The 22,836-nt window shown below is 72.5% G+C and carries 16 protein-coding genes and 2 pseudogenes; 9 read left to right on the forward strand and 9 right to left on the reverse strand.

The genetic code is table 11. The annotated features are described in order from the left end of the window. The first annotated feature begins 61 nt into the window (after nucleotides 1-61). Nucleotides 62-745: a DUF899 family protein gene (locus KUM32_RS33515; protein ID WP_217145688.1), complete on the forward strand. Its 684-nt coding sequence runs from the start codon at nucleotides 62-64 to the stop codon at nucleotides 743-745. Between the two features lie 125 nt (nucleotides 746-870). On the opposite strand, the gene KUM32_RS33520 is transcribed toward KUM32_RS33515, so the two are convergent. The 3 genes from KUM32_RS33520 to KUM32_RS33530 all read right to left on the reverse strand — a co-directional run bounded on the left by KUM32_RS33520 (nucleotide 871) and on the right by KUM32_RS33530 (nucleotide 3,998). After that, nucleotides 871-1,242 carry a hypothetical protein gene (locus KUM32_RS33520; RefSeq protein ID WP_217145689.1) on the reverse strand — a complete coding sequence of 124 codons (372 nt, stop codon included), beginning with the start codon at nucleotides 1,240-1,242 and terminating at the stop codon, nucleotides 871-873. 258 nt (nucleotides 1,243-1,500) lie between these two features. Next, nucleotides 1,501-2,811 carry an MFS transporter gene (locus tag KUM32_RS33525; protein ID WP_217145690.1) on the reverse strand — a complete coding sequence of 437 codons (1,311 nt, stop codon included), beginning with the start codon at nucleotides 2,809-2,811 and terminating at the stop codon, nucleotides 1,501-1,503. 290 nt (nucleotides 2,812-3,101) lie between these two features. After that, complete coding sequence (locus KUM32_RS33530; protein WP_217145691.1) at nucleotides 3,102-3,998, reverse strand: hypothetical protein; 897 nt, start codon at nucleotides 3,996-3,998, stop codon at nucleotides 3,102-3,104. Nucleotides 3,999-4,560: 562 nt separating this feature from the next. On the opposite strand from KUM32_RS33530, the pseudogene KUM32_RS44130 reads away from it, so the two are divergent. From KUM32_RS44130 to KUM32_RS33540, 3 genes and pseudogenes are all read left to right on the forward strand, one after another. Next, nucleotides 4,561-4,923 (forward strand): annotated as a pseudogene (locus tag KUM32_RS44130) (GDP-mannose pyrophosphatase); the annotation flags it as partial. 291 nt (nucleotides 4,924-5,214) lie between these two features. Next, on the forward strand, nucleotides 5,215-6,351 hold the full coding sequence (locus tag KUM32_RS33535; RefSeq protein ID WP_217145692.1) for a C40 family peptidase: 1,137 nt from the start codon (nucleotides 5,215-5,217) through the stop codon (nucleotides 6,349-6,351). A 4-nt stretch (nucleotides 6,352-6,355) separates the two neighbouring features. Further along, on the forward strand, nucleotides 6,356-7,270 hold the full coding sequence (locus tag KUM32_RS33540; protein ID WP_217145693.1) for a hypothetical protein: 915 nt from the start codon (nucleotides 6,356-6,358) through the stop codon (nucleotides 7,268-7,270). A 157-nt stretch (nucleotides 7,271-7,427) separates the two neighbouring features. Here the strand turns inward: KUM32_RS33540 and KUM32_RS33545 are convergent, their stop codons facing one another. Then, the gene (locus tag KUM32_RS33545; protein ID WP_217145694.1) at nucleotides 7,428-11,195 is read right to left on the reverse strand and encodes a S8 family serine peptidase; all 3,768 of its coding nucleotides are present in this window, start codon (nucleotides 11,193-11,195) and stop codon (nucleotides 7,428-7,430) included. A 298-nt stretch (nucleotides 11,196-11,493) separates the two neighbouring features. Here KUM32_RS33545 and KUM32_RS33550 point away from each other — a divergent pair. Together KUM32_RS33550 and KUM32_RS33555 are read left to right on the forward strand one after the other, a co-directional pair. Beyond that, nucleotides 11,494-11,829: pseudogene (locus KUM32_RS33550) on the forward strand (class I SAM-dependent methyltransferase); the annotation flags it as partial. Between the two features lie 819 nt (nucleotides 11,830-12,648). Beyond that, nucleotides 12,649-13,245: a response regulator transcription factor gene (locus KUM32_RS33555; protein WP_217145695.1), complete on the forward strand. Its 597-nt coding sequence runs from the start codon at nucleotides 12,649-12,651 to the stop codon at nucleotides 13,243-13,245. Nucleotides 13,246-13,288: 43 nt separating this feature from the next. On the opposite strand, the gene KUM32_RS33560 is transcribed toward KUM32_RS33555, so the two are convergent. From KUM32_RS33560 to lanKC, 4 genes are all read right to left on the reverse strand, one after another. Beyond that, nucleotides 13,289-15,124 carry an ABC transporter ATP-binding protein gene (locus tag KUM32_RS33560; RefSeq protein ID WP_217145696.1) on the reverse strand — a complete coding sequence of 612 codons (1,836 nt, stop codon included), beginning with the start codon at nucleotides 15,122-15,124 and terminating at the stop codon, nucleotides 13,289-13,291. Beyond that, a complete protein-coding gene (locus KUM32_RS33565; protein ID WP_217145697.1) occupies nucleotides 15,121-16,917 on the reverse strand; it encodes an ABC transporter ATP-binding protein in 1,797 nt (598 codons plus the stop codon). The genes KUM32_RS33560 and KUM32_RS33565 overlap by 4 nt, the downstream gene beginning before the upstream one ends. A 136-nt stretch (nucleotides 16,918-17,053) precedes the next feature. Continuing rightward, nucleotides 17,054-17,182 (reverse strand): SapB/AmfS family lanthipeptide, encoded by a 129-nt coding sequence (locus KUM32_RS33570; RefSeq protein ID WP_003972313.1) that lies wholly within the window; start codon nucleotides 17,180-17,182, stop codon nucleotides 17,054-17,056. Between the two features lie 32 nt (nucleotides 17,183-17,214). Beyond that, on the reverse strand, nucleotides 17,215-19,833 hold the full coding sequence (gene lanKC, locus KUM32_RS33575) for a class III lanthionine synthetase LanKC (protein WP_217145698.1): 2,619 nt from the start codon (nucleotides 19,831-19,833) through the stop codon (nucleotides 17,215-17,217). Between the two features lie 262 nt (nucleotides 19,834-20,095). Between lanKC and KUM32_RS33580 the strand changes: the two genes are divergently transcribed. Next, nucleotides 20,096-20,296 carry a DUF2191 domain-containing protein gene (locus KUM32_RS33580; protein WP_217145699.1) on the forward strand — a complete coding sequence of 67 codons (201 nt, stop codon included), beginning with the start codon at nucleotides 20,096-20,098 and terminating at the stop codon, nucleotides 20,294-20,296. Here the strand turns inward: KUM32_RS33580 and KUM32_RS33585 are convergent. Beyond that, nucleotides 20,287-21,168: an alpha/beta fold hydrolase gene (locus KUM32_RS33585; protein ID WP_217145700.1), complete on the reverse strand. Its 882-nt coding sequence runs from the start codon at nucleotides 21,166-21,168 to the stop codon at nucleotides 20,287-20,289. The genes KUM32_RS33580 and KUM32_RS33585 overlap by 10 nt on opposite strands. Nucleotides 21,169-21,294: 126 nt before the next feature. Here KUM32_RS33585 and KUM32_RS33590 point away from each other — a divergent pair, with 126 nt between their 5' ends. Together KUM32_RS33590 and KUM32_RS33595 are read left to right on the forward strand one after the other, a co-directional pair. Continuing rightward, nucleotides 21,295-21,702 (forward strand): helix-turn-helix domain-containing protein, encoded by a 408-nt coding sequence (locus tag KUM32_RS33590; protein ID WP_217145701.1) that lies wholly within the window; start codon nucleotides 21,295-21,297, stop codon nucleotides 21,700-21,702. A 193-nt stretch (nucleotides 21,703-21,895) separates the two neighbouring features. Beyond that, complete coding sequence (locus tag KUM32_RS33595; protein WP_217145702.1) at nucleotides 21,896-22,534, forward strand: carbonic anhydrase; 639 nt, start codon at nucleotides 21,896-21,898, stop codon at nucleotides 22,532-22,534. Nucleotides 22,535-22,836: the final 302 nt, after the last annotated feature.

The raw sequence follows: 22,836 nt of genomic DNA on the forward strand, positions 1-22,836 counted from the left end.
AGGACCGGTCGGGGAACGCGGGAACCGGGAGCTCGGGGACTGGCCATCTCAGGAGGACACGATGCTGCGGCACACCAGACTGGCCGGCGAGTCGGCTGACTACCTCGACGCTCGCGAAGAGCTGCGCCTGGCCGAGATCGAACTCATGCGTCACCGCGAGAAGGTCGCGGCCCAGCGACGGGCGCTCCCGCAGGGTCCGCCGGTCGACGACTACACCTTCGTCGAGGGCCCCGCCGACCTCGACGCCGGCGACACACCGGTGCGCGAGGTCACTCTGAGCGAGTTGTTCACCGCCACGGACCGTCCGCTGATCGTCTACCACCTCATGTACGGCAAGCTCCAGACCACCCCCTGCCCGATGTGCACGCTGTGGGTCGACGGTTTCAACGGCATCGCCCACCACATCGCCCGCAACGCCGACTTCGTCATCGCCGCGGCCGCGGACCCACCCGCCCTGCGGCAGCACGCCCGCAACCGCGGCTGGCACCGGCTTCGGCTCCTGAGCTGCGGCGACAGCACGTTCAAGTACGACCTGGGCAGCGAGGACGAGGCCGGCGAACAGGACTCCACCGTCTCCGTCTTCACTCGCGACGGCGACGGCACGGTCCGCCACCGCTACTCCACCCACCCCCGCATGGCCGACGACATCGACCAGCGCGGCATCGATCTCCTGGCCCCCGTCTGGCACCTGCTCGACCTGACCCCGCAGGGCCGCGACGACTGGTACCCGAGCCTCGACTACTGACGGTGCTCACCTGCACGAACGCCCATGCGATCCGCAGGTGACCGGTGATGCCGAGGTCATACGCGTACAGCGGGCGCGGACGCGGCGGCGGCCGGGACGACACTCGGGCCCGGCGTCGTCCGGGGTCAGTCCGCGTACACGAAGACCAGGGACAGGGCCGCGAACAGCACCACGGACGAGCCGAGCAGCGTCAGCACCGCGGGGACCGCCGCGGTCAGCCGCTCCCCGCCCTTTCGCCGGCCTGCGCGGAACGCCATGCGGGCCAGGACGAGTGGCAGCGCCACGAGGGCGAGGAAGAACATCGGCGCCGCGAGCCGGCTGAACGCGGTGGTGCCGGTGTCGGTGACCAGGTGCCACGCAGTCGTTCCGAAAACGACTGCCGGACCGGCCAGCAGACCGAGTGAAACGACCGACGCCACGACGACGATCAGCCCTTCGGTCAGCCGTTCGGCGCGAGTACGCTCCCCGGGTACTCCTGTCGGCCCGTCGTGCCCCATGCTTCCCCCAGGTGCCGCAGTGCGGAGTCGCCAGTACTCCGGGTCCGACCGCACAACCGGTGGCCGGCACGACGACGGCCGTCAGGCCGCCCGCCGCGGACAAAATGATCTCACGGCCCGACCCCGACTTCGAACTGCTCTTCGTGCTGTGAAGAGCTCTTCGAAGGCGGCCCGGCGCCGGACGTACGGCCACGTCCGCGCCGCGCCGGCCCGTGCATGCCTGGGGCTGATCAAGCGCCCGGTCATCACCACGAGTCGTTATCGCGGCGCCCCGCTGTCGGCGGCCTTCTGCACGGCCGGGAGCGTCCGCCCAAGGCGGGCGAGGGACGACAGGGCCATCACCACCGGGGACAGCATCATGCCCGCGGCCGTCGCCAGGAGACTGGTGCGCACCCCCCACTCCTCGGCGAGGAATCCGCCGAGCAGGGAACCGAGCGGAGACAGCCCCATGCCGACGAACGTGATCGTCGCGGCCACGCGGCCTTGCATCCCGTCCGGAGTGGCCGTCTGCCGTACGGCCATGACCGCCACATTCACCAGCTGACCGCCTGCCCCGAACACGAAGTTGACCGCGACCAGCACGGAGACGGTCACCCCGGAGGAGCCGTGCAGCGCGGGAACACACAAGAACACGCCGTCGCCGAGTGCCGCCGCGGCCACGAGCACCGGCCCGTACCCGAACCGGTTCGGCAGGCGGGCGGCCAGCACGGAGCCGAGGAGGGCCCCCGGCCCGGTCGCCGCCAGAGCCAGCCCGACGGCGGCGCCGGACAGGTGCAGCTCCCGCGGCAGGAAGAGCAGATAGACGGTCATCACGGCCGCGAAGGAGAACTGGAAGGCGGCTGAGGCCAGGCACACGGTCCGCAGCACCGTGTCGTGGACGACGAAGCGGAGCCCCTCCCGGATCCGCCGCCAGACCCCGAGGGGATCTTCCCGGCGTTCCGGGGTCGATTCCACCCGCCGGATTCTCCGGATCGACAGGAACGACAGCGCGAAGAACAGTGCGCTGGAGGCGGCGGCGACCGGCGCCGACAGAAGGGACACCAACGCTCCGCCGAGGGCGGGACCGCCGGTCTGCGCCGCGGACCGGCTTCCCTCGAGCGCGCTGTTGCCCCCCACGAGCTGATCGCGTCGCACCAGGCGTACGAGCGACGTCTGGTAGGCCACGTCGAAGAACACGGAAAGGGCCCCCACGGCGAAGGCGATCACGTAGAGCGGGGGCAGGCCGAGCCGGCCCGAGAGGCCGGCCACCGCGGCGGCGCCCAGGGCGAGGGCCCGGCCGGCGTCCGTCAGCACCATCACCGTACGGGTGCGCCGCCTGTCCACCCAGGCGCCGACGAAGAGCGAGAGCAACAGGATCGGTGCCTGGCCCACACCGCGCAGGACACCCAGCTCGGCGGCACTGGCGTTGAGGGTCAGCACGGCGAGGAGCGGGAGGACTACCAGACCTGTGTGTTCTCCGAGTTGGGAGGCCGTCTGCCCCACCCAGAGTCTGCGGAAGTCACGGTCCCGCCACAGGCTGGACGGAGCGGGGTGACCGGAACGGGATCCAGCGGGGGAAGCGGAAGGCACGGATATCCCTCGGGTTGCCGACAACGAGGCCCGCTACCTGGCGACACCACGGGTGCGCCGACGGTTCGGGCAGGAGAAGGCTCGCTGTGCCGCAACATCAGGGGCAGCACGCGATGACAGACCTACAGGCCTACGACGTCAACGCGCGCTCGGACGACCGACCATGCCTACAACTCCTCGTGGGTCGACTCACCGCTCCGGACACTAGCGCCCGGTGGCTCGACGCGAAAGGCAAGGGGAGCCCCGCAGCCGCCCCGAGCCTCGCCGCGATCTCTGCGGGCGCCCGCCGGTTACCGGCTCCAGCTCGGCGAGGGGCCGTGCGGCGGTGTGTAAGGGATCGGGCGGCCTGATGCCGCGTCCAACAGGACGCGGTCACCCACGGGGCGAGCGAGCTCCACCGTCACTCGTTGCAGCTTCGCCTGCTTGGTGCAGTCGCCTCCGCTCTCCCGCTGCTTGACCGAGGACGACAGGACCACGCTGCGCGGTGTTTCCAGCACCTCCACCGCCGGGCCGTCGTCGCACGCGCCATGGCGAGCGACCACCGTCGCCGACCGGCCGTCTCCGGCGACGCCGACCAGCCCGCCCAGCAGCTGGACGGGGACGTCGCGCGCTGGGGCGATCGGCGGCGAGGGGAGCACCGAGGGGAGGACGGCGGCCCGCTTGAGGGGTGAGGTGTAGCCGTCCAGGGTGAAGACCCAGGCAGGGACGGTGGCCGGTCCGCGGCTGGTGACCAGCGTCATGGTGCCCGGCTTCGCGCCGGTCACGACGAGGTGCGGCTCGTCTCCGACGCGGCCGTCGGACAGGGACCTGTACGCGTCCTCCGCCCCCGTCATCGGCCGCGTGAGCGACCCGCCGGCGGCCCAGGTCACCCGGCCCTCCCCTGCCCGGGTGGCAGGCAGCTCGCCGTGCCGGACGAAGCTGCGGTCGCGGTACGCCCGCGCATCGGCCTCGCTCCGCAGGCCGCCACGGGGCAGTTGGATCACGTCACCCATCGGGTGGTAGCCGGCGCGCCACGCGTCGGCCGCGGCCGACCCCTCCCAGGCCGCGGCCACCTGCCGGGCGCGCCGCGCCACCGCGTCCGCGTCAGCACCGGCGTCGTCACCGGACGGACCACCGCAACCGGCGACCACCGGTCCGGCGACCACCGTGCCCAGCAGGGTGACGCAGCTCATGGCCCTGACGCGCATGCGTCCTCCAGGGAGAAGATTCCTCCTTCTGACGCTGCCGGTCCGGGACGGGTTCCATCAGCGGTGGTGACCGCCGGTGTACTGACCAGCGCGCCGTACCCCGGGGGCGGCGACCGCGGTGTCCGGCGCTACCGGGTGAGGGAAGCGCCCGAGCGGTTGCGGGTCGTTCTGAGGAGGTTGTTGTACAGGCGTCTGAGGTGTTTGGCCACGGGGCAGTTCACACCGTCGGCATCGCACTGACGGCATGTCCTCAGGTGGTGGTCATAGTCCTCGCGCGCCTGCTCCAGGCGGTCGTCTGACGGGTTCATTCGGCTTCCTGTTGGTCATCCGGGCACCACGAACGCGGGCACACAAAGGGGAAGGGCGCTACCTCGGGTGGTCGGGCGAGGTGCGCACACCAACTGTGATCTTGTTACTCGGGGTACAGCAAACCGAGGCGGGCATTGTGCCCGCGCAGACCGGCCGACGGTACTCCCGCCATGGGCCGACCGCTGTCCGGCCTCTGCACGATCCGACCGGAGTCGGTGACGCGGGTGCCCTTGTGCGGGAGGTGTTCAGTCGGCTCGAGGCAGCCGCGGGACTGCTCGACGCGGACGACCCGCCCGCCCTTCGCCGCGAGGCCGCCGAGGAACTCGGCGTCACTCTCGGCCCCCTCACCCTCGTCCTCGACGCCTACACGGGCCCCGGCTCCGTCACGGACCGCCTCCCCTTCTTCGCCCCCCTGCTCCCCGGCCGACCGGACCGGAACCGGCGGCGGAGTCGAAGAGGACGGAGAGGGCCGAGAGGACGTCGAAGTCCCCGAACTGCCCTTCGCCGAGGACCTCGCCATGACGGTGACGGCCGCATCGCCGACGGCAGGACCGCCCTGCTCCCGCAATGGGCGGCTCTGCACGGCCCTTTCGCCCTCTCCACGGGCACCGGCTGACACCGTTGCCCTCGTCTTTCGAGAGCACGGGCCACCCGGGGCACGACGCCCGGCCGCGGGCCGACATGGACGAGGCGTGAAATCGCCGGGAAGCAGAGGGGGAACGCGGCCGGCAGCCGGTATGCGCGTCGCGTGTGCGCGAGTTGACACGCGCGGGGATACAGGGGTCGGCCGTTCGGGTGAGGGTAGTGTGTTCAAGGGTCGAACGACCTCCTTGTGACCTCCGGTGGCGGCTGTGATGGCGAGGTGCCCGTCCGAGCCGCCTGCACGCGACCGTTGGAAGTGGAGTTGATGCACGTGTCGACCGGCGGAAGACGGCTGCGGAGCCGGGCCAGCACAGCAGTCCTCGTCTGCGCGATCGTCCTGATACCCGGCCCGATCTACGCGGCCCCGAACGAACCAGGTCCCCAGGACGACAAGTCGATCGAGGACATCCGCGCCGAACTGGACGGCCTCTACCGCGAGGCGGAGGTGGCCACCGAGGCGTACAACGCCGCGAACGAGAAGGCGACGAACCAGGCGAAGCGGCTGACGACGCTCCGCAAGGACCTGGCCCGCACCCGGGCCCGGGTGAACGATCTCCACGACCTCGCCGGTGCGGCGGCGCGGACCCAGTACCGCGGGGGCCACCTCGCCGCGACGGGGATCCAGTTGCTGCTCGGCGACCACCCCGACCAGGCCCTGGACGAGGCGTCCCAGGCCCGCCAGGCCATGCGGAACCTGGTCAATGTCTCCGACGCCCAGAAGACCGCCCACGCGAAGCTGACCGGGCAGACCGACGCCGCCGCGAAGGAGTTGCAGAAGCTGCAGAGCAGCCGGGCGGACAAGGCCGAGGCGAAGCAGAAGATCGAGAAGAGGATCGCCCAGGCCAAGCGGATCGAGGACGGGCTCGAAAAGGAACAGGCCCGCAAGCTCGCCGAGTTGGAAAGGAAGAGGGCTGAGGAAGCCAGGTCCAGGTGGACGGGTTCCGGTTCCGGGGGCGGCGGCACCTCCTCCGGGTCCGGCTCGGGTGGCGGCACCTCCTCCGGGGGCGGCACCTCTGCCGGGACCGGCCCGCGCGGCGGGACCAAGGCGAGCGGAGCGGCCGCCAGGGCCGTCGACTTCGCGATGGCGCAGATCGGCAAGCCGTACGTGTGGGGCGCCGTGGGCCCCTCGTCGTACGACTGCTCGGGTCTCACCTCCGCGGCCTGGGCGGCGGCCGGACACCCCGTGCCCCGTACCTCGCAGGCCCAGTGGCAGGGGCTGACCCGCGTCGGCCTGTCCTCCGCGCGGCCCGGGGACCTGATCATCTACTACAGCGACGCCACGCACGTGGGCATGTACATCGGGGGCGGGCAGATGGTCCACGCCCCGCGGCCCGGACGCACGATCACGACCGCACCGGCCGCCTCCATGCCCATCCTGGGTGTCGTCCGACCCGGAGTCTGAGCGAATGTCCCACTCACTGACGCCCCGTGACGGGGGGAACCTGCCCGCGCTCAGCGCACCACCGCTGGTCCGTCTCGACGCCTACGTGGCCGAGGACGGGTCGACGGTGGTCAACGGCCATCTGCTGGAGATGGGCGGCACGCGGCCGCCCAACGAGGCGATCCTCGACGCCGTCGCCATGTTCGCCCGCACCCTGGGGGCCCCGGTGGCGGCCACCGTCATCGACCGCACCGTGCAGCAGGTGGCACGCCTGCGTGTGTACCCCGACGGCTCGAGCCGGACCATCGCCGAGGAGGAGGACCTGCCGCCCGGGCGCGAGCGTACCGCCGCGGAGGAGGAGGCGTTCCCTCCGCTCGCCCGCGTCGAGCGCATCATCCAGCACGCGCAGCGCGAGGAACTTCACACGGCGTTCGTCCTCGCCAGCGCGCTGCGCGAGCACCTCTCGCTGCGCAGGGGCGCGGAGGACGAACTCTCGCTGGAGGCGAGGGCGATCGAGGCGTACCTCGCGTATCTGCGCGGCGACTACATGCTCTCCACCGTCCTGGCGCTGACCGTCGCGCGCATCCGCTGCCGCACCGACCTGAACCGTGCGGCGCCCGAGGTGGCCCGCGCCACCGCGGCGTGGCAGCGGCTGTGGGACGAGGGCCAGGTGGCTGCCCGGGGGCAGGAGCTGTTGCACATGTGGGAGCGGCTGTCCGCGGAGGGCCTGCTGCTGGAACCGTCCCATCAGGCCATGGCCCAGGCCGTCCGGACCAGGCTCGAACAGGGCAGCCGTCCCGTGCCGCCCCCGGCGGCGGCAGCGGCCGTGACCGCGGGCCAGGGCCCGCTCGCCCCCGAGGACAAGCCCCTCAAGCCCACCCGACGGGGGCTGCGGCGCTTCACCCGGCGGCCGGGCCGGTCCGCCGGGTCGTCTCCCTGACGAACCGGAGCACGGCGGGCGGGTGTGATCGAGCGTCCCGCGCCTGTCTCCGGGGGGAGCGACAGGCTGCGGACCTGTGGCCCCGGCGAGGCCGACCGTGGCCGGGCGACACCCCGGCACTGCGGGTGCCGCCCGGCGACCAGCCGTATGACGCGGGTTACCGCACGTCGTAGGCCCGGGTCACGGTCTGGGTGACGGAGTTGCCCTTGGTGTCCGTCAGGGCGACCTTCACGGTGACCTGTTTGCCGGAGGCGCCGGCGTGGTCGACCGTCGCCGACCAGACACCGCCGTGCTGGTCCGTCGCCGCCTCGGTCCAGGTGCCGCCACCGTCGTAGGAGTACGACAGCTGCGCCGACCGCAGCGCGCCGGGCCGGTATCCGGCGTGTCCGGTGATGCCGAGGGTGATGCGCTGCCCGTCACGCGCGGCCAGGGTCTTCATGCCGTCCTCGGGCAGCCGGTACCGCGGGAAGAGGATCGGCAGTCCCTGTGAGTACACGTCCTTCTCGAGCCGGGAACGGAACGACCACGTCGTCTCGGTCGACACGGACCGCTGCCAGACCTGCGCGGGCTGCCCGAACTTCGCGGTCCGCAGGGTGAGTTCGTACGCGGAGTCGGCCGCCGGGACGTCGAAGACGCCGTAGGGGTAGGAGCTGGTGCCCGCCTCCTCGCCGTCGATGCGCAGGGACATGGACCCGACGTCGCCGAACGACCCCTGGGCCGCATCGTGTTCGTGGTCGCCCCACATGGCCGGCGCGACACCGATCTGGTTTCCCTGCCGCTCGGCGGCGAGTTGCTCCTTGCCCGTGGCGTCCCGCGGCGTGGCCGGGGCCAGGACACCGCCGTACCAGTCCTCGGTGCGACGCTCCCCCGCTCGGTAGGTGCGGACGGCGCCCATCATGCTCTCGCCCCAGGGGAAGCTGCTGGAGACGTTCTGCGAGAAGCCGGTGCTGCCTGCCGAGTAGTACTCGGTGCGTCCGCCGGGCACCGCGACGCGGTCGAGTGCGCCCAGCGGAATGTCGGCGTTCGGCCGGTGCGCGACGGCTATGGAGAGGTAGTCGGCCGCCACGCCCATCGCGTGGTAGGTGGCCTGGGTGCGGCCGAGGCCGGCGTCCCGGACACGGTAGGTCCGGTCGGAGGTGACGGGGCCGTTCTCCGGGAAGGCGAGGTTGTAGACGTAGGGGCTCGTCGCGGTGGCCCGCCAGTCGAGGACCACCGGGCCAGAGCCCAGCCGCCGCACGAGTTCCTTCGCCTCGTCCGAGGGAAGCCCGAGCACCGGCAGCGGCCCGCCCGTGTATCCGGTCACCGGGTACCAGCGGGCGCCGGCGTCGTGGTGGGCGATCAGCGCGAGGGCGCCGGCGGCCTTGGCGGCCCGGGCCTCCTCGATGACGGAGGTGGTGTCGTCCGGCACGCGGACCAGGGCGATCCTGCCCTTGACCCGGGCCTCGGCCAGCTCGGCCGCGGTTCCCGCACCCGCGTCCACCACCTCGGCCTCTCCGGCACCGTCGAGGTTGACGGAACCGGTGTCCGCGGTCACCGGGTGCAGGCGCGGCCCGCCGGCGATGCCGAAGGCGGTGATCTGCGGTGCGTAGCGGCGCCAGTAGCTGCCGAACTCGAAGTCACCCTCGTGGGCGCGGCCTTGGACGTCGGCGTAGTAGCCCCGCACGCCGCGGCCCCCGTTCAGGGTGCCCGAGTGCAGCCAGACGCCGTCCCACGAGCGGGCGAAGGCCAAAGTGGTGCCGCGGTCCTCGGCGGGCCGGTCGGTGCGCACGGACAGCCGGTGCGCCCTGCGCGCGTCGAGGACGACGGTGGTGTTCTTGGTGATCTCCAGCTGCGGACGTGCCGCGTAGGTCAGGGAGTCGGCCAGTGGTCCGTCGCTGTCCGGGGTGACGATGAAGGAGGACAGGAAGTAGCTGCCGGGACGCACCCGGTACACCTGTTCGGCGGCGCCTTCGTTGAAGCGGCGCTCGCCCGACGCGTCGTCCGTGCCGACGAGGTCGAGGGACGAGGAGCCCGACGCGGGTCTGCCGCCGCGGTCGACGACCTTGACACGGAGGTCGACGGTCCGCGGCTGGACGTAGAGCGAGAACGGCGTGGAGACGGTGACCTTGCCCGCGGTGGCGATCACGCGGCCGCTGATGTCGCCGTACTGGCCGGCCTTGAGGGAGGCCGTCGGATCCAGCCGGAGCGGCACCTCGACGGTGCTGCCCGGGGGCACGGTGACGGACCTGTTCCTCAGTCCGGCGACGGCCGAGCGGACGGCGCTGCCGTCGTTGCCGGTGACGTGCCGCACGGCGAGGTCCAGCTTGACCGGCCGGTCGGTGGTGTTGGTGTACGGGATCTCGACGGTGGTGCGGTCGGCCTTGCTCTGCGGCCAGTCGAAGCTCCCGCCCTGCACGGCGGGGGCGCCGAGCACTGTTCCGCCGACCGCGTCCTCGACGTCGAGGCGCCCGCCGCCGGTCTCCCGCACGTCGCCCGGGACGGTGCTGTCGGCGGAGGAGACCAGCGCGGCTTTGACCTGCTGCGCGTTCCAGTCGGGGTGGCGCTGTGCGACGAGCGCGGCGGCACCCGCGACATGCGGGGTCGCCATGGAGGTGCCGCTCATCGAACGGTACGCGTAGATGCCGCGGCCGCCGGAGGAGGCGGCGGAGATGCCGACGCCGGGTGCGGCGATCTCGGGTTTGAGGGTGTGGGAGCCGCGGACGGGTCCCCGGCTGGAGAACTGCGCGGTGGAGTCGTCCCGGTCGACGGCGCCGACGGTGAGGACGCTCGGCGCACAGCCGGGTGACGACACAGAGTTCAGGGTCGGCCCGGTGTTCCCGGCGGCGATGACGAACAGGGTGTCCTTGTGGTTCCGGGCCAGTTCCTCGGTCGCGGTGGCCATCGGGTCGGAGCAGTCGGTGCGCTCGGGAATGCCCAGGCTCATGGAGACGACGTCGGCGTCCTGGTCGACGGCCCACTGCATGCCCGCGATGATCCACGACATCTCGCCGGAGCCCGAGTCGTTGAGCACCTTGCCGACGAGGAGGTCGGTGCCCGGTGCCACGCCGCGCATCCTGCCGTCGCTCGCCGCGCCGGTGCCGCCGACGGTGGAGGTGGTGTGGGTGCCGTGTCCCTGGACGTCGTCCGTGCCGGGCGAGTCCGTGAAGTTCCTGCTGGCACTGATCCGGCCCTTGAGGTCCGGGTGTCCGGCGTCGACGCCGGTGTCGAGCACGGCCACTTTGGTGCCCGTGCCGTCGTACCCGGCCGCCCAGGCCTGCGGCGCGTGGACCTGCTTGGTCGACCGGTCGAGCGTCGCCCGGACCTTCCCGTCCAGCCACAGCTTCTTCAGGGGACCGGCCGACCGTGAGCGGGGGTCGGTGACGTCCGCCCAGAAGGACGCGGCGCTCTTCTTGTCGGCCTTCAGTGCCACACCGTCGACCGCGTCGAGGACGAGGCCGCGCTTCGCTCCACGGGGAGTCGCCGGTGCGCTGCGGGCGACGTCGACGGCCTCGTCGTAGACGGCGATGAGAGGTGTCACGTCGGAGTGCGCGTCGTCGTAGCCCTGACGCACCAGCCCCGTCACGTTGAACAGCTCCTGGTCCACGCGGCCGGCGGCGATCGCGGCGACGGCTCCCTCCGGGTAGACGTAGAGGTCCTTGCCCACCTGGCGGGTCTGCAGGAGCGGTGTGCTGCCGTCCGCCGCGGGCAGCGCGACCGCCGAACTCCGCCCGGAGGGGCCCTCGGTGACCAGGATGCGGTCACCGGTGACGAGGGTGACGACAGCCCCCTGCCCGCCACGTGCGGTGGCGGCCGGGCTGCCGGTCAGGGGTCTCTGCTCCGCGAGGGTGTCGTTCCCCGGTGTCCCCGCCATGGAGGGCACGGCCGCGGTGGCGGCCAGGACGGCGGCGATCGCCGTCCCCAGGGCAGTACGCGATATCGGGCGCATCGCTCTCCCAAATCTGTGCACCGGCACCGTCCGGGCCGATGACACGTCTGCGCCGTCTGCCTGTGACGGGACGTCGAAAGGCGGGCGGCGGAAGCTGGTTGGTGCTGGGGTGGCACCACCTTGGCAGACGGACGGCTGGTGCCGAGGTGGGAGACGGTGGCGGGTTTACGCTGTGGCCGCATCCCGCCACCCCCGTCTCGCGGTCCCCGTTCGGACCGGGCACCGTCAGGCCCTGCGGACCGGGCGGCGGTCACAGGAGGCCCTGTCCGGCGGACCGTGTGACTACTGGGCTGCGGCGATGGACCGCGTGACCGATGTGCCCGAGAGCCTCGCCCAGCCCGCGGACCGGGCCCGGGCGAACGACTACGACAGCTTCGCCGAGGCGTACACGGCCGAGACCGAGAACAGCCTCGTGAACGCGTACGACGCCCGGCCCGCGATGTTGGCCCTCGCCGGAGACGTGGCCGGCCGCCGGGTCCTGGACGCCGGCTGTGGTTCAGGCCCTCTGTTCGCCGCACTGCGCGAGCGCGGCGCCCTCGTCACCGGCATCGACGCCAGCGCCACGATGCTGACGCCGGCCGGGCGGCGGCTCGGCGACGACGCGGCCCTGCACGTGGCCGACCTCGGAGACCGGGCATCGATCATTGCGTGCAACGGCTTGCGCCAGAACTTCATCGGGAAGGACTGCCCGCTGAACGTCCAGTCGAAGGTATAGCTGGTGGTCGCGAAGTAGTCGGGCCGACGCCCCGGGAAGGCGTAGGCCACGACGGGGTGGTCCACCGACGCGTAGGCCTCGGCCATGGCACCGGGGTTCAGCTCGTGCAAGGGGGTGGTTCTGGAGGCCACCCGCAGTCGGTCCTCGGTCAGCTCCACGATCCGTGGCAGCAGTCTCCCCGTCCGTTCGCCGTACAGCACCTGACTCACCGCTGCCCCTGTCCGTCCTGTGACCCCGCTGAGCCGAGTGCGTCCCGGGCCCGCGTCGCGTGCCGGCCGCGCGCCACACCGGGGCGGGCAGGCGTGATCACTCGTAGACCGACCTTCCGACGAAGGGACCACAGAACTCGAGACCGTGTCGGCGGCTGCGTGGTTCCACCGGTTCCGCAGGGCGGTGGTACCGGAGCGAGAAGCCGAAGACGCGGCGCAGTACAAGGGGAGCCGCAATGTTCCGGTCACATTCCCTTCGTCTTTTTTCGGTCGGTGGTGCCGTACCCCGTGCGCCACGAGGTCCTCCTGACCGGTTTACCCGACCCGTCAGGGACAGGTTCCAGCCCGGTCGCCCCTTGCCGTCCGCCTCCGGGCTCCGCTGAGAACGGCGTGTTGATGTCGCTGGGACCCGCGTGTGATCGACAGCCCCGCTTCTCGTGCAGTGGCCTGGGGCACACGGGTGGGGTAAGCGGGGGACGAGCCCGGAGGCCTGTGAGGGCGGCCGGGGAATCTAGGGGGTTGGCTGCACATGGTCCGTGTTCTCGTGGTGCACGATGCGACGCTGCTGCGGACGGCCCTGGTGCAACTGCTCCGGTCCGCCGAGGGATTCGAGGTCTCGTCGATGTCCTCCCGCGGTGAGGGTGCCGACGGGGACGACATACCCCCGGACGTGTGCATGGTGGACGGGGACTGTCTGGAAGGCCCTGGTGGGGTGGACCGTGCGCCGTTCTGGGACCGTTGCGGGGCCCGGCTCGTCGTTCTCGGAGTCTCCGAGCGCCCCGGTGTGCTGCGCAGGGCCTTGGACGCGGGGGCGCTCGGTTTCGTCGACAAGGACGCCTGCGCGCAACGGCTGATCGACGCGCTGCACACCGTCGCCAAGGGCGAGCGGTTCCTCGACGAAAGACTCACCCTCGCGTTGCTGGAGGCGTCGGAGATGCCGCTGACGTCGCGTGAGCTGAGTGTGGTGTCCCTGGCCGCGCAGGGCGCCCCCATCGCGGAGATCGCCCTCTCGCTGCACCTGTCCCGGGGAACCGTCCGCAACTACATGGCCAGCGCGATACGGAAGGTCGGGGCACGCAACCGTGTGGACGCGATACGCATCGTGCAGAGCGCCGGCTGGATGTGAGGGGGAGGCACGCAGGCCGCCGGGACCGTGTGGCAGGCGTGGGTCACTCCGGGCTTCCGCTCCAGTGCCCCACCAGATCACGGTAGAGAGGGCAACGGCCCAGGAGGTCCGGATGGGTGCCGCATGCCGCACCGGCACCGTCGAGCACCAGGATCCGGTCGGCCCGCATCGCGGACGAGATGCGGTGTGCCACGACGACGAGCGTACCGGGGCGTCGTGCGAGTGCCTCCTCGGCTCGCGCCTCGGACGCGGCGTCGAGATGACAGGTCGCCTCGTCGAGGAGGAGCAGGCGAGCCGTGGACAGGTGCGCGCGCGTCAGGACGATCAGTTGGCGTTCGCCCTGGGAGAGGTCGTCGGGCCGTACCGGCGCGTCGAGCCCGCCCAGGCGCTCGACGAGAGGGTCGGCGCCGAGCTCTCGCACGGCTGCCTCGATCTCGGTGCGGCGGGCGTCCGGCCGCAGGTAGCCGAGGTTGTCCCGGACCGTTCCGGTGAAGACGTAGGCCTGCTGGGGCACCAGCACCCGTAGCGCGGAGAGTTCGGCGGTGCTCCGGCCGGCGATCGTACGGCCCGCCACGTCGACTTCGCCGCTGTCCGGCGCGAGTGTCCCGGCGACGAGGCGGGCGAGGGTCGACTTGCCGATGCCGCTGGGGCCGACGACGGCCAGGTGTTCACCCTCCTCGACGCGGAGATCGAGCGCGTCGAGGACCGGCTGCGCCCGCGCTCCGTAGGCCACCGTCACCGCACGTAGTTCCACCGCGGGGGTCGGGCGGCGCGTCCGAGGGGCTTCCCTGAGCGGGCAGCGGGCCTGCTCCGGCCGGCCGGCGCCCGCGGTGTCGGGTGGGTGCGGCGCGTGGGGCGTCGTGCCGGTCGGGAGGGGTGGCGGCGCCGTCGCGGTGAACCGGTCCAGGACCACGAGCAGGCGGGTTCCCGCGGCGCCGATCGCGGTCATGAGGGTGTGCAGGGCGGGTAGCAGGGCCTGGGCGAGGTAGGTGAACGCGCCCAGCAGGGCGCCGGTGGTGACTCCTCTGCCGTGCAGCCACGGCACGGCCACCAGCAGGAGCAGGACCGGCAGCTGGCCCGCGACGCCGAGGGCCGTCGTGCGCACCGCGGCCCAGCGGGCGAGGACACGGGACGCGGCGGCCGCTTCGGCGACGAGCCGCGCTCCGTACCGTGCCGCCTCCGCCTGCGTGCCGCAGGCGGTGATGTCGCGCAGCGCCCCACGGGTACGCGTCGCGTGATCGCCCAGTGCCTCGTCGGCGGCGAGAGCCCGCCGTTGCGCGGCCGCCATGGGCCGCAGCGTGACCAGGAACAGCGTCAGGCCCCCGAGGAGCGGCGGCACGACGACCACCAGGAGGGCCGGGTCCAGGGAGAACAGGCCCACCAGCGCTCCGGCGGCGGTGAAGACGAACGAGCGCAGGGTGAGGACGAGACCGGCGAAGCTGTCCCGCACGATCTCGACCTGGTTCGTGAGCCGTGAGACGGCGGCGCGGTCCCCGCCACCGGGGCCGGCCAGGGCCCGGGCCATCGACTGGACGACCGCCCGCCGTACGAGACGGTCGCGCAGCGGCTCCGTCAGCCCGGCGAGCTGGGCGAACACGCCTGTGACGACAGGTGCCCCGAGGACCACGGCGACGCCGGCGACCGCGAGCCAGCCCAGTCCCGTCGGCGTGTCGCCCACGAGGAATCCCCTGTCCATGGCCTGGGCGACGCCGTAGCCGACCGCGAAGGTCTGCGCCGACTCGACCACCGACCACGCTCCGAGTCGTACGAGAACGCCCTTGCGCCCGGCGAGGAAGCTTCGGGCGGGCGGCACGAGCCGGCGCAGCGCCCCGGACCTGACGGGGGCCGCCGGGGCACGGCTGCCGTCGACGGACGTCACGGCCGCACGTCTTCGCGCAGGGTGGCGGTCCGTCCCCGTGCGGACCCGTCACCGCCGTCTCGGCTGCCGAGCGGCCCCTCACCGTGCTCCTCGGTGGTGAAGACCGCCCGGTAGGCGGCCTTCCCCCACAGTTCCCGGTGGGTGCCCACCGCCCGGACCCGTCCGCTCTCCAGCCAGATCACCAGGTCCGCTCGGGCCGCGACCGACGGCCGGTGTGCCACGACCAGCCGCGTGGCGGCACCGAGAGAGCGGCGCAGTGCCTGGTCCACCGCGTGTTCCGTGGCGGTGTCGAGACTGGAGGTCGCGTCGTCCATGACGAGTAGTCGGCCCGCGTGGGCGAACGCGCGGGCCAGACCCAGGCGCTGGTGTTCGCCGCCGGACAGGGGGGCGTCGGCGAGCCGGGTGTCGTACGTGTCGGGAAGGCGGCGTACGAAGGTGTCGGCGCCCGCGACGCGGAGGGCCTGGCGTACCCGGTGCGGTGACACGGTGCGTGGTCCGGCCGCGACCGCCTCGGCCACGGTGCCGTCGCCCAGGACCGGACGCGGGAAGGCGAAGCCGACCTCGGCGCGCAGGCACGGGCGGGTCAGCTGGTCGAGACGCGTTCCGTCCAGCAGCACCTCCCCCTGGTCGGGATCGATCAGCCGCCCGGCCACGGCGGCCAGGACGGACTTGCCGGCACCGCTGCGGCCCACGACCGCGGCGGTCAGGCCGCCCGGCACCACCACCTCGTCCACCCGCAGGACCTCCGTCCCCTCCCGCAGCACCCGTACACCGCGCAACTCGAGCGCTCCCGGGCCGTCCGGGGGCAGGGTCCGGGACCCGTAGGGCAGGGCGGGCAGTCGCTCCAGGGCCGTGGTGCGCTGCCTCGCGGACCGTCCCCGGACGACCGCGCCGAGCAGCGTGGCCGCACTGCCGAACCCCGCCGTCAGCTGTGCGTACCGGCACACCGCGAGCAGCTCTCCGACGCTCAGGGCCCCGGCCCCGAGCCGCAGGCCACCGACAGCGGTGGCGGCCACCGTCAGCAGCGGGACGAGGACCCCGCCGGTCGCCAGCGCCCGCCCGTGCAGCACCCACATGCGTTCGCCCAGCTCGGCGAGGTCGGTCAACGGACGCAGTACGCGTGCGCGTTCCCGGTCCGCGGTGCCGGAGGCGGCGATGGTTTCCGCGCCCTCCAGGGTTTCCACCAGGCGGGCCGCGATGTCCGACTGCACGCGTTGGTAGGCCCGCACCGACGTTCCCGTGTCGCGTGCGAAGGCCCGCAGCACCAGCGCCAGGGCCGGTAGACCGGCCAGGACGCACGCGGCGACCCACACGTCGACGACCGCCAGCGCGACGAGCGCGCCGGCGGGGGTGATGAGTGAGGCCGCCAGCGCGGCCCTCGCAGCCGGAGCGCCGCCCGCGTCGGAGGCGTTGAGAGTCAGCCGGGTCGCGACGTCACCGGGTGTGTACCGGGTGGCGTGGTCGGGGACGGCGTGCAGCATGCCGGTGAGGGCGCGGGAGCGGATCGAGGCGGTCCAGTCGGCGGTGCACCGGCCGGTGAGCAGCGCGGTCAGGCTGTCGAGCAGGATCTCGCCGACGAGCAGTGCGGCGCTCGCCGCGAGCCAGGGCCCGGCGGTTGCGCCGTGCAGCAGCAGGTCCAGGGTCCGGCCGAGAACGAAGGGCTGGGCGACCGCCACCGCTGCCGCGGCCACCGAGCACACCAGGACCAGCAGGGCGGGGACGGGGCCCGGTTCCGTGTCGTACGGGTCGGGCGCCGAAGGCGTCCTGCGCCGCCGGACCGGGTCGGTTCCCACCAGGCTGCCCCTCCTCGCACCTCTTCGCGGCCCGCGGCCACGAGGCGCGGTACACCGGCGCCGGGGGCGGTGAGGCCCCGGCGCCGGTACCGGACGCGCGGCCCGTCGCGGTCGCCGCGACGGGCCGCTCCGGACGTCAGTTACACGTCGTGATGCTGAGGCTGCTGTCGCCGCAGAGCAGCAGGCTGGCGCGGCTGCCGGTCTCGACGTCCCCCATGGCCTCTTCCTTGGGGGTTTCCATCGACTGCAGATCGAACAGGTTCATGTGTTCTTCCCTTCGTACGGCGGGTGTTCTCTTCACGGTCCCTGGCGGGACCGGCTCGTGGGCCGCGGCTCGCGCCGCGGCGGGGGGAGGAACGGCAGGCCGGCGGGCCGGTCACCGCGTAGGGACGCGACGGCCAGCAGGCACCCGGCCGTTCCGGTGGAGAGGTCCATCGACAGGCGCATCATCTGTTCGCCGGGGAAGGCGAGCCGGCCGCGGTAGGACATGGCGTGCCAGGCCAGCGCGTCGATCTGGCGGCGGACGGCCCCGGGCCCCGTGCCCGGACCGGTGGCCGCCGTCCGGCCGAGGTACAGCACCATCCCGGCCACCCCGCGGTAGAGACCCGGCTGGGCGTAGAACATGGCTTGCGCGGCGCGCACGATCTCGGTCCGCGCCTGCTCGAACTGCTCGTCGGCGCGGTGCGCCAGGTAGTCGTCGAGCACCATGCCGATGCCCACGCTGCCGGCTCCCAGGTACGGCATCGTGCGCCAGCCCTCGTCCACCTGGAGGGCGCCGCCCGCGCCTCGGACGCAGCACGAGAGGTCCTGGCGCAGTGCGGCCCGGGCGAGGTCGAGCAGGCCGGTGTCCCCCGTGCTTTCGTACAGGCGCAGGAACAGCAGGGCACTGCCCGTCGCGCCGTGGAGCAGACCGGCTCGGCGGCGCCGGCCGGGCCGTCCGTCCGGCGCGCCGCCCGGTACGCCCCGGGCGCTCAGCTCGGCGCAGCGCAGGGCCGCGGTGCGCAGGGCGGTGTCGCCGGTGGAGGCGGCCAGCGAGTCCAGCATCAGGCCCACCCCGGCCGTGCCGCTGTGCAGGTCCGCCGCGAGGTCCTCCAAGGGGTGGTCGAGGAGCAGCCGGGTGAGGTCGAGCGCCCGGTCGCGGTGGCCGAGGTACTCCAGGGTCCACGCGACCCCCGCGATCCCGTCGTGAAAGCCCAGCGGCATCCCGGACGGTGGCTCCTTCGTCCGTTCGAGAAGCCATTGTTCCTCGTCCTCGTCGCGTTCGGCCCCGCTCTCGGCGAGCGCGTACAGCACTCCGGCGGCTCCGTGGCCGAAGGAGAGCCCGCCGCCCGCGGTGGCGAACTGGGCGATGTCGCCGGGAAAGAGGCGGTCCTCGCGGGACGGGGTCGCCGACGCGCGGATGGCGGCCGTCATCGAGTCCCGGCTGCCGGGCCAGTCACCCGGCTGCACCGGGACGAAGTGCTCCCCGTTCCGTCGCGCCGCCGGGGGCCGAGGCGCGGCGTCGGTGATCTCGTCGACCGCCGCGTCGAGGAAGGCACGCGGAACCGGGAACTGCCGTGCGATCACGTCGGCGAGGTGCTCCGCCTTGCGCCGGTCCAGCGCCAGGAGACTGGTCAACGGCAGGAACAGGGCGAGCCGCAGGCAGGCCAGCGCGTACCGGTCCACGGCGGGGCCCTGCCGGCCGGGTGGTGCCACGAACCCGGGGTGGGCGACCGTCTGCCGGCCCGGCTCCTCGACGTGGTGGGCGGCCTCGAAGTCCAGCAGGGCCACCTGTCCGTCGTCGCGGACCATGATGTTGAACAGGTGCAGGTCGTTGAAGACGACACCGCGGGCGTGCACGTCCGTGACGGCCTGCTCGACCTGGGTGTGGATGTCGAGGGCCCACTCGGTGTACTCGGCCAGCCGCCGGTGGTCGGGGTCGGCCTCGATGAGCGGATGGCGCCGGGCGAAGAAGGTGTTGAGCGGCTTGCCGTCGAGGTACTCCAGGGCGAGGAAGTGGTGGTCTGCGACGGTGAAGCTGTCACGTACCTCGGGCGTGCAGGCCAGGCCCGACAGCCGCTCCAGGGCCCGGCGTTCGCGGTGCAGCCGGGTCACCGCGTCGGCGCCGTCGGCCGCCAGCCCGGCGTACGGACGGGCCTCCTTGAGGACCACGAGCTCGCCTGAGCGGAGGTCGCGTGCTCGGTAGACACCTCCGCCGTTGGAGAAGTGGAGTGCCGACTCGACGGTGTACGGGATGTCGGCCAGGGTCACCGTCGCCCGCGCGTCGATGTGGGGTCGCAGGAAGTCCGGCACGCTCACCCAGTCGGGGACCCGGAACACGGGACCGCGGAGGTCGGGAACGAGTACGCCCTCGGGGTTCGCGACGGCCGGCTGCAACTCGCCGTTCTCGTCGTAGCAGTTGCGGCGGGTGAAGCCGCCGTAGCGCACGTGGACCGGACTGTCGCCGAGCCTCAGGTCGCTCAGGATGTGCGGTCCGGGCTCACCGGCCAGCAGTGCGGCCAGCTCGCCCGCGAGGCGCTCGAGCTGTTCCTCGTCCGCCGGATACACGGTGATGAACTTGCCGCTGCCCGCACGGTCCGCGTACTTGGCGTTGCGCTGGTGCAGCAGATAGCGGCTCGGGACGAACTTGAACGCGACACCGCGCTCGATGCAGTGTGTCCGCACGCGCTCCAGGACGGACTCGGCGTTGTCCAGGCATGCGGACACGTGGATCTTCCAGCCCTGCGGCGGCAGTTCCACGGCCGACGGGCGCAGGGCGAGCCAGTCGCCGCTCTCGGCCCTCTGCCATCCGGCCGGTACGGGCAGGCAAGCCGCCGCGTACCGGGAGCTCGCCGCACGGGTGCCGGGGGCGGCGCGGTGGGGCGCGTCGTAGAAGTGCGGGTCTGCGTCGCAGTACACGGCGTAGCCCTTGTTCACGCCTTCTCCCCTCACCGGTCGATGCCGAGGGAGACGCTGTCACGCGCCGCGGTGCCCGGGACAGTCACCGCTGTCATCTCTCCGGCGTGCGGAACGCACGGGTAACTTCGCCCCCGGAGCGGCCGGGCGGGCGGGCTCACGGCGTGGCCTGCCCGCGGGGGCCGTGGGGGCGCGGGCCCCCTGTGTGCCCCGTGACCTGCAACGGCAACGAACCGCTGCCGCAGGGCTGTTAGAGTCCTGGTCCGACGAAGGGGGTTCGCCCGTGGCCAAGGTCAGCATCAGTCTCGATGCCGAACTGGTGGTGGAAGTGATGGTCCTGGCCGGGGTCGGCTCGCCCCAGGACGCCGTCGAAGCGGTCGTGCGTGACTACATCGCCCGGGGACACCGCACCGAGGCGCGCACCGGGCTCAGGGACGAGGGCCTGCGCGAGGTGGACGCCAAGCCGCAGGAGCCTCAGGGCTGACCTTCGACGAGGAACGGCTCCAGAAGGCTGAGCAGCCTCTTGGGGCGGTGCAGCGGGATGATGTGGCCGCAGTCCTCGATGACGTGGCCGACAAGATGACGGGCGACCGGCCGCAGCTGCTGTTCGAGGGCCCTGCCCACGGGGCGGGCGCCGATGGCCATGGTGGGTACGGTCAACGGACCCTTGCCGACGGCTTCCCGTATCTGCTCGGCGCTCGTGGGCAGCGCACGGTAGTAGGAGAAGGCGCAGCGCAGGGCCTCGGTCCCGGTGTACGCGTGGACGAAGGCGTCCCGGACGGCGGGGTCCACTCCCTCCCCGAGAGAGCCCTCGCTGATGAACCAGTCGATGTACTGCGCCTCGTGCCCGGTGAGCACGGTTTCCGCGAGGCCGGGGACCGCGTGGAAGCCGAACCACCACGGTGCCCCGTGGGCGAGGAATTCCTCCGCCCCTGGCAGTCCGCCCAGCAGTGATTCCATGACCACGAGTCGTCGGACGAGGTCGGGGCGGCGCATGGCGAGGAGAAAGGCCGGTGGGGTGCCGGCGTCGATGCCGACCACGGCCGCCGAACTCTCCCCGAGAGCGTCGAGGACGGCTTCCGCGTCGGTCGCGAGCGTACCGGCGTCGTACCCGTCCCTCGCGCGCGTGCTCGCGCCCGCTCCTCGCAGGTCCGGTGCGATCACTCGGTACTGCCCGACGAGGCCGTCCAGGACCTCGGTCCACAGGTGCCAGGTGTGCGGGAAGCCGTGCAGCAGCAGCACGGCCGGCCCCTCGCCGGCGAGGGCCACGTTGAGGTCGACGCCGTTGGCCGTGACCCGGCGGAGTTCGACGCCCGACGGACGACGGCCGGCTGTGCGGCGTGGTGTGGCAGGCACAGGGATCCTCTCGGATGGTGACAGAACCAGGTAGAACCAGGTGGTTACGAATGGTGACAACAGAACGATAGGTAACTAGGGTGGGAGGGCCAAGACCGCACTTCTGCCACAGGTGGTGAGTTCCAGGTGACCTCCTTGACGCCGCGTCCCCCTCAGGGAAGGCGTGGAGACCTCTTCGATCCGCAGTGTCCGACCCGCCGCCTGCTCGACCGGATCGGTACGAAATGGACGTCCATGGCCATCAAGGTGCTGGCGGAGGCGTCCCCGGAGGAGGTGCGGTTCGCGGAGCTGCAACGCAGGATGACGGGCGTCTCGCAGAAGATGCTGTCGGTCACCCTCCAAGGGCTGAGCCGTGACGGCCTGGTCGGCCGTCGGGTGGAAGCGTCGGTGCCACCGCGTGTGTACTACCGGCTCACCCCACTCGGCCTGACCCTGGAACAACCGCTGGCCGCGCTCCGCGAGTGGGCCGAGGAGCACATGGCCGAGGTCGACCGCGCGAACCAGCTCGGCGAAGCAAGTGCGGCTGACGGCTGACGGCTGACGACACCGGATCCACCGGACCCGCGAACCGGGGCGGGCGCCTCACGCCTCTGTGACCACGCGGCCACGCACGGGCAAGCAACAGGAGGCGGGCCACGGTGCCTCTCCCCGTGTCCTTCGCCCGGCTGCACCCCTTCTGGCCGACCCCCGCGCCGTGCCGAGCAAGGCTGGACCGTAATCTGCGGCCATGACCAACACTCCGACCATGTCTCCGTCCGAAGCCCTCGAGCTGCTGCTGGCCGGCAACCAGCGGTTCGTCGCCGGCGAGCCGCAGCACCCCAACCAGGACGCGTCGCGCCGCGCGGAGACCGCCCCCGTCCAGCACCCCTTCGCCGTGCTCTTCGGCTGCTCCGACTCACGGCTCGCCGCAGAGATCATCTTCGACCAGGGCCTGGGAGACCTGTTCGTGGTCCGCACCGCCGGCCACGTGGCGGGGTCGGAGGTGCTGGGCAGCATCGAGTACGGCGTCAGTGTGCTGAACTGCCCGCTGGTCGTCGTGCTGGGCCACGACTCGTGCGGCGCGGTCGCCGCAGCCCGCGCCGCCCTGACCGACGGCGTCGGCACCACCGGGTACGTACGTGACGTCGTCGAGCGCGTCACGCCCAGCATCCTCGCCGCACGCGCCGCCGGCCTCACCCAGGACGACGACATCATCGACCAGCACATCCGGTGCACCGTCGACCTCCTCATGGACCGCTCCCGGACGCTCGCCGAACAGACCACCGCCGGACGGACGGCCGTGGTGGGCCTGTCCTATCGGCTGTCCGACGGCAGCGCCCGGCTCGTCACGGCCCGCGGCCTGCCCACGGGAGCGGCTGCCTACTAGGTGACCTGGTTTTGAGTATGTAGGTCGCCACGTGAGGCGTCTCGTGTATCAGATTGCGGAGTTCGCCTGCGGCGGGCTGGGCGTTCGCGCTGTCCTGTGTGCATGGGCGATACCCGGCTGGATCCTGTCGTGCTGTCGGCGACCGAGCGGCTGACGCTGGAGAACTGGGCCAAGCGGTCGGACGCGAGGCGCCGCACTGGGCGGGCGGCCGGTCAGGCGTGGTCGCGATCTGCACCGGGGTGGCCGCGGTGGACTCCCTCCCCGAGCGACCGGTGCCGCCCCGCTCGGCGTTCAGGCGACCA

It is taken from the genome of Streptomyces sp. AC627_RSS907 (assembly GCF_019049165.1).